Source organism: Metaclostridioides mangenotii (genome assembly GCF_018917235.1).
Classification (GTDB): Bacteria; Bacillota; Clostridia; order Peptostreptococcales; family Peptostreptococcaceae; genus Metaclostridioides.
The window spans coordinates 1-12,402 of the sequence record NZ_JAHLOF010000011.1 but is presented as its reverse complement, the minus strand read 5'-3'; the positions used below and the strand labels follow the sequence as shown (position 1 = coordinate 12,402).

General features: G+C 30.9%; 14 protein-coding genes. All 14 read left to right on the top strand.

All coding sequences use genetic code 11. From position 1 onward, the window contains the following. Positions 1 to 2 precede the first annotated feature (2 nt). On the top strand, positions 3 to 674 hold the full coding sequence (locus tag KQI18_RS12700; protein WP_216468325.1) for a metal ABC transporter ATP-binding protein: 672 nt from the start codon (positions 3 to 5) through the stop codon (positions 672 to 674). Positions 675 to 725: 51 nt separating this feature from the next. After that, positions 726 to 1,535, top strand: coding sequence for a metal ABC transporter permease (locus KQI18_RS12695; protein WP_216468324.1), 810 nt, complete (start codon positions 726 to 728; stop codon positions 1,533 to 1,535). Positions 1,536 to 1,572: 37 nt separating this feature from the next. Then, positions 1,573 to 2,565 (top strand): GTP-binding protein, encoded by a 993-nt coding sequence (locus KQI18_RS12690; RefSeq protein WP_216468323.1) that lies wholly within the window; start codon positions 1,573 to 1,575, stop codon positions 2,563 to 2,565. Next, complete coding sequence (locus KQI18_RS12685; protein WP_216468322.1) at positions 2,562 to 4,172, top strand: permease; 1,611 nt, start codon at positions 2,562 to 2,564, stop codon at positions 4,170 to 4,172. Before KQI18_RS12690 ends, KQI18_RS12685 begins: the two co-directional genes overlap by 4 nt. After that, complete coding sequence (locus KQI18_RS12680) at positions 4,169 to 5,017, top strand: TIGR03943 family putative permease subunit (RefSeq protein WP_216468321.1); 849 nt, start codon at positions 4,169 to 4,171, stop codon at positions 5,015 to 5,017. The genes KQI18_RS12685 and KQI18_RS12680 overlap by 4 nt, the downstream gene beginning before the upstream one ends. A 748-nt stretch (positions 5,018 to 5,765) precedes the next feature. Continuing rightward, positions 5,766 to 5,918 carry a hypothetical protein gene (locus KQI18_RS12675; protein ID WP_216468320.1) on the top strand — a complete coding sequence of 51 codons (153 nt, stop codon included), beginning with the start codon at positions 5,766 to 5,768 and terminating at the stop codon, positions 5,916 to 5,918. 137 nt (positions 5,919 to 6,055) lie between these two features. After that, entirely contained in the window at positions 6,056 to 7,453 is a 1,398-nt protein-coding gene (gene cysS / locus KQI18_RS12670) for a cysteine--tRNA ligase (protein WP_216468319.1), read from the top strand. Between the two features lie 32 nt (positions 7,454 to 7,485). Continuing rightward, the gene (locus KQI18_RS12665; RefSeq protein ID WP_216468348.1) at positions 7,486 to 7,854 is read left to right on the top strand and encodes a ribonuclease III domain-containing protein; all 369 of its coding nucleotides are present in this window, start codon (positions 7,486 to 7,488) and stop codon (positions 7,852 to 7,854) included. 299 nt (positions 7,855 to 8,153) lie between these two features. Beyond that, positions 8,154 to 8,984, top strand: a complete 831-nt coding sequence (gene thyA / locus KQI18_RS12660) for a thymidylate synthase (protein WP_216468318.1) — start codon at positions 8,154 to 8,156, stop codon at positions 8,982 to 8,984. A gap of 12 nt (positions 8,985 to 8,996) precedes the next feature. Further along, positions 8,997 to 9,491 carry a dihydrofolate reductase gene (locus KQI18_RS12655; RefSeq protein ID WP_216468317.1) on the top strand — a complete coding sequence of 165 codons (495 nt, stop codon included), beginning with the start codon at positions 8,997 to 8,999 and terminating at the stop codon, positions 9,489 to 9,491. 12 nt (positions 9,492 to 9,503) lie between these two features. Continuing rightward, a complete protein-coding gene (rlmB, locus tag KQI18_RS12650) occupies positions 9,504 to 10,235 on the top strand; it encodes a 23S rRNA (guanosine(2251)-2'-O)-methyltransferase RlmB (protein ID WP_216468316.1) in 732 nt (243 codons plus the stop codon). A 1-nt stretch (position 10,236) separates the two neighbouring features. Beyond that, positions 10,237 to 10,764: an NYN domain-containing protein gene (locus KQI18_RS12645; RefSeq protein ID WP_216468347.1), complete on the top strand. Its 528-nt coding sequence runs from the start codon at positions 10,237 to 10,239 to the stop codon at positions 10,762 to 10,764. A gap of 103 nt (positions 10,765 to 10,867) precedes the next feature. Beyond that, a complete protein-coding gene (gene sigH, locus KQI18_RS12640; RefSeq protein ID WP_420330401.1) occupies positions 10,868 to 11,482 on the top strand; it encodes an RNA polymerase sporulation sigma factor SigH in 615 nt (204 codons plus the stop codon). A 72-nt stretch (positions 11,483 to 11,554) separates the two neighbouring features. Then, on the top strand, positions 11,555 to 12,402 hold an 848-nt coding region (locus KQI18_RS12635), incomplete at its 3' end, for an elongation factor Tu (RefSeq protein WP_216468314.1).

Here is a 12,402-nt window from a genome sequence, read left to right as displayed (position 1 = left end):
GAATGAATATTATAAGTGTCAAAAATTTAAAGTTTTCATATGGAGAGGAACAAGTTTTTTCTAATGTGAATTTTAATATATCAAGAGGGGATTTTGTCTCAATAATTGGTTCTAATGGTGCGGGAAAGAGTACGTTGATTAAATTATTGTTAGGAGAACTTTCACCAATGGAGGGTGAAATTACACTTCTAGGACAAAATATTAAAAGTTTTAATAAATGGCCAAAAATAGGATATATATCACAAAGCGGACTATCTTATCAGCGCTATTTTCCAGCTTCTGCAGAAGAAGTTGTTAGTGCTAATCTTTATTCGAAAATAGGTTTATTTCGTTTTCCAAAGAAGGAACATAATCAAAGAACCAGAGATGCACTTGCAATGGTTGGAATGCAAGAATATTCTAAGAGTCTGATTGGCAGCATGTCTGGTGGTCAAAGACAGAAAATTTTGCTTGCAAGAGCCTTGGTTTCAAACCCAGAAGTGATGATTCTAGATGAGCCGACTACTGGAGTAGATGAAAAAAGCTCTGATTCATTTTACAATCTACTTGCAGAACTTAACAGAGATAAAAGACTTACAATCCTCATGATAACACACGATATAAAAAGTACTAATCAATTTGTTACAAAAACAATGTTGCTTGAAGATGGAGTATTAAAAGAGGTAAATAATTAAGTATATCTTATAGCAAAAATTATTTTGCCATCAATAGAAAGGTAGAAATTTATGGAGATATTTGAATATGCATTTATGCAAAGAGCCTTTGTAGTAGGAATTTTACTAGCCATAATTATTCCGTGTATAGGGGTTATAATTGTCTTAAAAAGGCTTTCGATGATTGGTGATGCTTTATCACATACTTCATTAGCAGGTGTAGCGACAGGGCTTATATTGGGGATAAACCCTATTTTAGGGGCTATAGTATTTTGTATTATAGCAGCACTTGGAATTGAAGTTATTCGTAAGAAAATACCTCAATACTCTGAAATATCTATAGCTATTATCATGTCTGCGGGTGTAGGATTAGCCGGTATACTTTCAGGGTTTACTAAGAATTCAGCTAATTTTAATAGTTTTCTTTTTGGGAGTATTGTAGCAATCAGTGATTTTGAAATGAATATGGTAATTATCGTTAGCTGTATTGTTTTAATTACCTTTATTATTTTATATAAAGAATTATTTTTTATAACATTTGATGAAAGGTCTGCAAGATTAGCAGGTGTGCCAGTAAACATAACTAATTTTATTTTTACAATATTAACGGCTATAACTGTTTCTATTGCAGCTCGTACGGTCGGAGCTTTAATTGTATCTTCTATGATGGTTGTACCTGTAGCTTGTGCAATGCAATTTGCAAAGAATTATAAACAAACTGTAGTGTATTCAATATTTTTTGCTGTATTTTTTACAATCATGGGCTTATTCTTATCCTACTATTTAAGATTAAAGCCAGGTGGAACGATTGTTTTAATTGGAGTAATATTATTTACCTTAATTTTATTGTTTAAAAGACTTTTCTTTAAGTCATTTAGTTGATTAAAGAGAAGAGATTCTATAAAATAAGGAGAAAAAAATGAAGAGAGAAGTTTATATTATATCTGGGTTTTTGGGATCAGGTAAGACCACATTGATACAAAAAATGCTAAGAGAGTCATTAAAGGGGCAAAATATAGCTTTAATTGAAAATGATTTTGGAGAAGTTAGCGTGGATGCGGCACTATTAAAAAATAGCGGTTTCCAGGTAAAAGAACTGAATTCTGGATGTATTTGCTGTACTCTTTCAGGTGATTTCGTAAAATCTTTACAAGATATTATGGATCAGTATAAACCTGATAAAATAATTATTGAGCCTTCTGGTGTAAGTAAACTATCCGATGTATCAAATGCATGTAAAGATTCTTCTATTTGTGATTTGATAAAAATATCAAAAAAGATAACTGTTGTAGATGCTAATAGATGTGAGATATACTTAGAAAACTTCGGAGATTTTTTTGAGGATCAGGTAAAAAACGCGGATATTATATTATTTAGCAGATTTGATGAAAATAGTAAAAAGAGCTATTCTGCGTTAAACAAAATAAAGAATCTAAATACTAATGCTGTTATAATTACAAATTCTTGGAACGATATAAAACTTGATGATATTTTTAGTTGTTCAGAAAATAATTATATAGATTGTAATGAAGATATATTGTGTTGTCATTCATCTAAAGATAGTAATTCTGATGAAAATAATGACTGTAGTTATCATGATAATCATGTACATTGTTGCCACGGTCATAATAGCAATGCAAATAATGTTTTCGATACAATAACTATATATTTTGAGCACAATGTAGAGTGTAAAGAGATTGTTGATAAAATAAATGAAATAGAAAAATTAAATTATGGAAAAGTTTTAAGAGCAAAAGGTATACTAAAAGAGAAATATCGTTTTGTAAATCTTCAATACTTACCTGGAGAAGTAGAATTAGAAATATCAACGGTCGAGAAGAATTTTTTATCTATAATAGGAGATAATTTAGACCGTCAAAAACTGATAGATTTATTTAATGAAAAGAAATGAGAACGAGTTATACTCCTGTATACATCGTCACAGGATTCTTATATTCAGGTAAGACTACATTTTTAAATATGTTTTTTAACAGGCAAAAGATGATACAGAAACGTTTATGTATAATACAATTTGAAGCAGGTGAAGCGCAAATTGTAGATAGACATCCAAATCATGATATTTTGTATTTTTCAAAAAAAGAGCTGGAGTTAGATAAAAACAATGTAGTAAAACAAATAAATGAATATCTGCTTAGTAACAATGTAGATGAAATATGGGTCGAATGGAATGGGGTTACGTCTTTTTCAACCCTACAATCGTTATTTTTCTATGTACCTTCTAAAAGTAATTCTGAAGATCAGTTTTTAGGCAATTTGTGCAAGATACAAAAGGTGATTAATATAGTAGATATTTCAAAGTTTGAAGTAATATTAGGGAAAGTAGGTAGTCCACTAATAGAGCAGATAGCAAATAGCGATTTAGTAATAGCAAGAAATTTTAAAGCTAAATCTACTAATATTAAAAGAACTATTCATAGTATTAATAAAGGAGTAAAGATTTGTCCTTTTAAGTATATGGAAAAGATAGACAATCTTGTATATCAAAAAAAATTGCACCCTATAAATGGATTATGTGTCAGCATATTGTTATTTATGATATTTTATTCTATATTTAGAAGGTTATTTAACACAATAGTTATTCCAGTAGATACTACGATAAATATTTTTTTAGGCATATTGCTTCAAGGATTACCATTTCTAATGATTGGAGTAATACTGTCGTCGTTAATTCAAGTATTTATATCAAAAGAATTGATAGAAAAGAAATTTCCTAAAGGAATCGGAACAGGAATTTTATTTTCTATAATAGCGGGGTTCTGCTTGCCTGTTTGCGATTGTGCCTCAATACCTATTTTCAGAAGTATTGTAAAAAAAGGTGTTCCACTAACTTCTGCGATTGTTTTTTTATTAGTTGCTCCAATTGTCAACCCGGTAGTGATTTTATCAACCTACGTGGCTTTTAATGGAAACATTAAAATTGTATTTGTAAGAATTTGTCTAGGCATTATTACATCTGTATTGGTTGGTTTAGTATTTGCTGTATGGAAACCAAAAGGTGAAATTTTAACGAGTCGAATCGATAATAATCTTTGCAACTGCGGTTGCTTTGAGGGTGTTGAATATATTACAACATTATCTGATAAAATATCACTATTTATGCGTCATTCACAGATGGAGTTTTTTAATGTAGGAAAATTCTTAATGATTGGAGCTTTTGTTTCTTCTTGTTATCAAGTATTTATATCAAATACAATATGGATCGATAAAGATGCGAATTTATACATCTCTATTATTACTATGATGTTGATGGCATTTTTCTTATCCCTTTGTTCGTCTTCAGACGCCACTGTTGCACGAAGTTTTGCAACTAAATTTCCAGTTGGATCAATTATGGGTTTTCTAGTATTTGGACCTATGATCGATATAAAGAACGTCATTATGCTGTCTAGCGGATTTTCACCGAAATTCATAGTGAGATTAGCAATTACAACATTTTTGATTTGTTTCAGTATAGTTTCGATATTCTTTAGTTCTGGATTAGGGGGGTATTTACTATGAAAAACAAAGAGCTAAACTACCAAGTTCTTATCGAAATATCCTGTTATGTTGTTTTTTTTATTGTAATGTTGCACTTAGTATATACTGGTAAGTACTTGTATTATGTTACGTCTAAAATGAAGCCTTATTTGCTATATATAATGGTTGTAATGCTTATATGGATTATTTTTAGTGTTCGAAACTTATATAGACCACAATACCGCAAAAGAGTCAATCATTGTTTCGTTTTGATTTTGCCGATCTTATTACTTGTATTGCCTCATGGTTCAGTATCTGTAGATAATTTATCTACGAAACTAATAAATGGCAATGCATTAAAAAGTAATACAAATATAAGGGAAAATAGTAAATCGCAAAGGCGAGATTCAAAGGAATTGAACAAAAAAAATAATATAGACACCGAAGCAAAAGAAGGTATTGGAAAATATGTAACCTCAAATGCATTTGGTGAAGAAATATTACTTCACGGATATGATGAAGAAAATAAGATGATAACAGTATCCCATGAAGAGTTTTCTCAATGGTTTAATGAGATATACATAAATATTGACAAATATATAGGATATAAAATATCAATAAAGGGATTTGTATATAAAGATTTAGAAAGCATGGATGAAGATGAGTTTGTTCCAGCTAGACTTATGATGACTTGTTGTGTAGCAGATTTGTCGCCATGTGGATTTATATGCAAGTATAGTAAGGCCAGTGAGTTAGAGGAGGATTCTTGGGTTACCGTGGAAGGAACCATAAGCAAAAAAGAAAATAACGGTGCAGAGGATCCACAGATTGATGTAAATAAAATTTCACCCACTGATCCAACAGAAGATTATATATATCCATATTAAATAGTAAATATTCATATACAGTTATAAATAGAGAGAACATTCTTAGTATAATAAAAATAAAATGTGAATTTAATTAATACATGGATCACAACTAATTTTAACGTTAGGTGCCGTTCCTTAAACAATAAAAATAAATTTATTCATCTTTGGAGACATCTGAATTGCCGTTCAGGTGTCTCTCTTTATTTTATGTATTTTCTCCTCCCTCCATAGAAGTAGAAAACAATGAAACGACACTTGCTATTAGCTGTCAACCTAAGTATATTATTATAAAAATTATAACTTAGGATAAATAGTAGAATTAAATTGTTATAGAATAAGTTATCTCAAAAAGTAAATATTAATATGAGATGAATTTTTCTTTTTAAAGATTAAAATTCTACGTGTCGATAAAAATATTTACGCATTTAATCTACGTAGCTTTCAAGAAATATCAACAATATACCCTCAATTACATTAAATTAAATTGAGATATGTTATTGTATTAATAATTTTATTGTAAGACTTTATGAAAATTTATCATTTACAGCCGAAAATGTTTATAATACTGACTGAAGGAGTTCAGAAGAATAAATTTAATATATTATGCAGACAGAAATTTCAGACATAAGTTAAGTCATAGAATACTTGTTTTAATAATAAACATATTAAGTGGGGGCTTAAGAGTATTTAATAGATGACCTTTTGCATTTTAAAAATTCATAATAATAGTACTGTTGTTTTTATTTAATTATAGGGGGTAATTAATATGTATAGTAGTATGGAGGAAATAAAAAAGGAATTACAAGAACTTTGCAATGAGTATTTAACTATTTTAGATAATTTAAAAAATGATGATATTATTTCACAAGATACTTATGACAAATGTTCAGAGCAAAAGGTTTCGTTTTTAGAAGAATAAATAAATACTAGTATTACTATTATTTGCGTATAAGCTAAAAAGTAGTAGTAATACTATTATTTATACAGATTTTAACTTATAATATAGTATACAAAGAAAATTATAAAATAAAAATAAATACTTGTGAGGTGATTATTGTGAAGGTATATAATACGTTAAGTAAGTCAAAAGAAGAGTTTGTGCCACTAGAAGAAGGAAAGGTAAAAATGTACGTTTGTGGACCTACTGTTTACAATTATATCCATATAGGTAATGCAAGACCTTTTATTATATTTGATACTTTTAGAAGATATCTAGAGTACAGAGGATACGATGTAACTTACGTTCAAAACTTTACAGATGTTGATGATAAAATTATAAAAAGAAGCATAGAGGAAGGAATAACTCCTACTGAAGTTGCGGATAAATATATAAAGGAATATTTTATTGATTGTGATGGTTTAGGAATAAAAAGAGCGGATGTACACCCGAGAGTTACTGATAATATTGAACAGATTATAAATTTTATCAAAGAGTTAGAAGATAAAGGTTTTGCATATGCATCAGAGGGAGATGTGTATTTTGATACTAAGAAGTTTAATGAATACGGAAAGCTTTCTAAACAAAATCAAGAAGAACTAGAAGCTGGGGCGAGAATAGAAATAAACGATAAAAAGAGCAATCCTATGGACTTTGTTCTTTGGAAAGCTAAAAAAGAAGGAGAGCCAGGATGGGAGAGTCCATGGGGTGAAGGTAGACCGGGATGGCATATAGAGTGTTCTGTTATGTCTAAGAGATATTTAGGCGAAACTATAGACGTTCACGCGGGTGGCCAAGATTTAACGTTCCCACACCATGAGAACGAAATTGCTCAAAGTGAAGCTAGAAGTGGAAAACCATTTGCTAAATATTGGATGCACAACGGTTATATAAATATAAATAACGAAAAAATGAGTAAATCAAAAGGCAATTTCTTTACGGTTAGAGATATTTCAAAACTTTATGATTTAGAGATAGTTAGATTCTTTATGTTATCTGCTCATTATAGAAATCCAGTTAACTTTAGTGATGAAATGCTTAATCAAGCAAAAGCTGGCCTTGAGAGGTTATACAACACTAAAGAAAAATTAGAGTTTTCTTTAACTAACATTAGTGATGCAAAATTAAATGATGAAGAAAAATCACTTTTACCAGAATTAGAGAAATTCAAGGCTAAATATATAGAGGCTATGGACGATGATTTAAATACTGCAGATGCAGTTAGTATTATATTTGAATTAGCTAAATTTATAAATACAAATGTAGATGAGAACTCTTCAAAAGAGTTTGTAGAGGCTTCTAAGTCTATGTTTGACGAGTTAACAGGAGTAATAAACATAGTTAACAAGAAAAAAGATGAAGTTTTAGATGAGGAAATTGAAGATCTAATCAATAAGAGAACAGAAGCTAAGAAAAACAAGCAGTTTGATTTAGCAGACCAAATAAGACAAGAACTTTTAGACAAAGGTATAGTTCTTGAAGATACTAGACAGGGTGTAAAGTGGAAAAGAGTTTAGATAATACTTTGAAAAGAAGTGATCTTATAACAATGTCTCCACTAGTACTTGCATATATTGGTGATACAGTATACGAAACATATATAAGAGATCATTTAATTAAGTGTAACAAAAATAAAAAAGTCAACGATCTTCACAAATTAGCGATAAATTATGTAAAGGCTAAAGCCCAATCAGATATAATTCACAGTATAGAAGATGAATTAACTGAAGAAGAACAAAGAATTTACAAACGTGGTAGAAATCAAAAATCTCACACATCTCCTAAAAATGGAGATATTATAGATTATAAACATGCTACGGGGTTCGAGGCACTTATAGGGTACTTGTATCTTGATAAGCAGCTAGATAGATTAGAATACTTAGTCGTTAAGAGTATTAAGTTTATTGAAAATATATAAAAATTGATACTAATTATCAGAAGCGCCCGAATATTTATCATTTGGGTGCTTCTTTTAATATACGTGATGTCTGATGTCAAAATACTATATATGGAATGATTAAATTTATTTGTCGTTCAAATACAGCAGATTAGCTCGATTTAAACGTTTATGATGTTTTAGGTACAGCGACAAAATTTCTGAATTCATGTATAATATAATAAATGAAAATTTCGACTGTTAGCGACATAACTTTGAATTTAATAAAAATTTTTATTGATAAATGTATAACAAGACAAAAGAAGAAAGAAGGTTTTAATTTGAGTAAAACAGATAATATTTTTATAAATTTGTGTAATGATATTTTAGAGAACGGAGTATCATCAGAAGGACAAGCAGTAAGAGCAAAGTGGCTTGATGGTGTGGATGCTCATACAGTAAAAAAATTCTGTGTAGTAAATAGATATGATTTATCTGAGGAGTTCCCAATACTTACACTTAGACCGACTAATTTGAAGGCAGCTATAGACGAACTTCTTTGGATTTGGCAAAGAAAATCTAATAATATAAAGGATTTAAACAGTAAAATTTGGAATTCTTGGGCTGATGAAGAAGGAACTATCGGTAAGGCTTACGGATATCAAATTGCTCAAAAACATAAGTACAAAGAAGGCGAATTCGACCAAATAGATAGAGTTATATACGATTTAAAAAACAACCCTTATAGCAGAAGGATAATTGTGAATATGTACAACCATGACGATCTACATGCGATGAACCTTTATCCATGTGCATATAGCATGACATTTAATGTCACTGGTAATAAATTAAATGCTATACTAAATCAGAGATCAAATGACGTTTTAGTTGCCAATAACTGGAATGTTTCACAGTACGCGATATTAGTTCATATGTTAGCTCAAGTTACAGGATTTGAAGTTGGAGAATTTGTACATGTTATAGCTGATGCACATATATATGATAGACATATACCATTAGTTAAAGAACTTATAAGTAGAAAGCCATATAAAGCACCAAAACTTAAAATAAACCCAGATGTAAAAGATTTCTATGATTTCAAGGTAGAGGATTTCGTTTTGGAGGGTTACGAAACTCATGAACAAATAAAGAAAATACCTGTTGCTATATAGGAGGAACTATATATGAAGGCTATAGTTAATGTAGATAAAAATTGGGGTATAGGTAGAGATGGAGATTTACTTCAATTTATCCCAGGAGATATGAGGTTTTTTAAAGAAAAGACAGTCGGAAATGTTGTTGTAATGGGGAGGACTACGTTTGACTCCCTTCCAGGAAAACAACCACTAAAAGATAGAATAAATGTTGTTTTAACTAAAGATAAGTCTTTTAAAAATGATGGAGTTATTGTTTTAAACTCAATTGGAGAGGTATTCGAAGAAATAAAAAAGTACAATGAGGACAATGTATTTATAATTGGGGGAGAAAAGATCTACAAACAGTTTTTACCCTATTGTAAAGAAGCTTATATTACTAAAAATACTAGTATAAATGATGCGGACAAGTTCTTTCCAAGACTTGATCAAGATTCAAATTGGGAAATGATTTACGAGAGTGATAAGCAGAAGCATAAGGATATAGAGTATGTTTTCACAACATATAAGAATAATAGTTTATAGGAGGTGAAGCTTTTGGCATTTGTTGAAGGTAGAAATCCTGTTATTGAAGCAATAAAAAATAATAGGGAAATTGACAAGATAATGATAGCAAATTCTGCAAAAGAGGGATCTATCAAAAAAATAATCGGAATGGCTAAAGAAAAAAATTTAGTAATTCAGTATGTAGAAAAACAAAAGCTAGATGAAATCAGTGAGAGTCACGCTCACCAAGGGGTTATTGCACAAGTAAGTGAGTATAAATATGCTGATTTAGATGAAGTTTTAGAAAATGTAAAATCAAAAGACGAAGATCCATTCTTTATAATATTAGATGAAATAAACGACCCACATAACTTAGGATCTATAATAAGAACTGCTGATGCAGTAGGAGCGCACGGAGTTATTATACCTAAGAGAAGGTCTGTTCACATTACTCCGGTAGTTATAAAAGCTTCTGCTGGGGCCATTGAATACATGCCTGTGTGCAAAGTAACCAATATAGTTAACACTATTAAAAAACTTAAAGATGAAGGTCTGTGGATTGCAGCTGTCGATATGGATGGAGATGTTTTCTACGAACAAAATATGAAAGGACCTTTAGGGCTAGTTATAGGTAGTGAGGGCTATGGTATTTCTAGACTAGTAAAGGAAAACTGCGACTTCAAAGTAAAAATGCCGATGGTTGGACATGTTACATCGTTGAATGCATCAGTTGCAGGAAGTATAGTCCTTTACGAGGTGCTAAAGCAAAGACTTGGCAAGTAAAATGAAAAGAAAGAAAAATCAGTATTTAATAATAGATGGTTACAATATTATTAATGCATGGGAAGACTTAAGAGAATTGGCTAGAGAAGATCTTGAAGATTCGAGAGAGAAACTTATAGATGAAGTTATTGAGTATGCAGAATATAATGGATACAAAGCAATAGTAGTATTTGACGCATATAACGTAAAAAATTCTCGTGAGAAAGTAGAAGAAAGAGACCATGTAACAGTGGTTTATACAAAAGAACATCAAACTGCAGATAGCTACATTGAAAAATTTATCAGTACGCTATCTCAGTATGATGATATTAAAGTAGTGACAAATGATTATGCAGAACAACAAATTATTTTGGGTAAGGGAGCTGCAAGAGTTTCTGCCAGAGAATTAAAGCTCGATATTAATCGAGCTAAAATGAAAATTAAGGAAAAAAATGTTGTATTAAGTAAAAAAATTGATCGAAATAGATTAGATGAAAGGTTAGATGAAGAAATATTGTCGAAACTTGAGAACATTCGTAAAAAGCGTTGAAATTACTGGATTCTTTAGACTATAATATAGCTATGATTGTTTATTTTGTTTTTATATGGGGGAGATTTACATGTTAGTAGCAAAAGAAAAAAGTTTTGAGGAAATGAGCGCTTCACAATTAGATGATTACAATTTGGTAATTAAAGCGAGTGCAGGAGACAAGATGGCACTGGAATACCTTATATCTAAGTACAAGAATTTTGTTAAGGCAAAGGCAAAGTCTTATTTCTTAATTGGTGCAGATAAAGAGGATATAATTCAAGAGGGAATGATAGGTCTTTATAAGGCTATCAGAGATTTTGATGGAACAAAGACTAATTCCTTTAAATGTTTTGCCGACATTTGCATAACTAGGCAGATCATCACAGCGATTAAAACAGCTACAAGACAGAAACACATACCTTTGAATTCTTACATATCACTAAACAAGCCAATTTATGATGAGGAGTCAGACCGTACACTTTTGGATATAATAACCACTAGTATGGTAACTGATCCGGAAGAGCTAATTATAAGTAAAGAAGAATTAAAAAATATAGAATCAAAAATGAACGAATTGCTTAGCGATTTAGAGCAAAAAGTATTAGAATTATATCTAAATGGCAAATCGTATCAGTACATTGCAAATAGACTTGATAGAGATGTAAAATCGATTGACAACGCGCTTCAGAGGGTAAAGAGAAAATTGGAAAAACATCTTGAAAACAAGAATGAATAATAGTAAAATGTTTACCATAAGGACTAAAGTAAAGATTTAAAATATATCAAATAAAATAGGGAGGTAAGTAAAATGGCTAAATCTAAATACGAAAGAACTAAGCCCCATGTTAATATAGGAACTATCGGTCACGTTGACCATGGTAAAACTACTTTAACTGCAGCTATCACTAAAACATTACATGATAGATACCACTTAGGAGAAGCAGTAGACTTCGCTAATATCGACAAAGCTCCAGAGGAAAGAGAAAGAGGTATTACAATATCTACAACTCACGTTGAGTATGAAACACCAAATAGACACTACGCTCACGTTGACTGCCCAGGACATGCTGACTACGTTAAAAACATGATCACAGGAGCTGCTCAAATGGACGGTGCTATACTAGTTGTTTCTGCAACTGATGGACCAATGCCTCAAACAAGAGAGCATATAGTACTATCTAGACAAGTTGGTGTACCATACATCGTTGTATTCTTAAACAAATGCGACATGGTAGACGACGAAGAGTTACTTGAGTTAGTTGAAATGGAAGTTAGAGACCTATTAACTGAGTACGACTTCCCGGGAGATGATACTCCAATAGTTAAAGGATCAGCTTTAATGGCTCTTGAAGATCCATCAAGTGAATGGGGAGACAAAATAGTTGAACTATTCGAGCAAATTGATGAGTATATACCTGCTCCAGAGAGAGATATAGATAAAGACTTCTTAATGCCAGTTGAGGACGTATTCTCAATAACAGGTAGAGGAACAGTTGCTACAGGTAGAGTTGAGAGAGGTATACTAAAAGTTCAAGACGAAGTAGATCTAGTAGGTCTTGCTGAAGCTCCAAGAAAGTTAATAGTAACAGGAGTAGAGATGTTCAGAAAATTACTAGACCAAGCACAAGCTGGAGATAACATAGGAGCTCTTTTAAG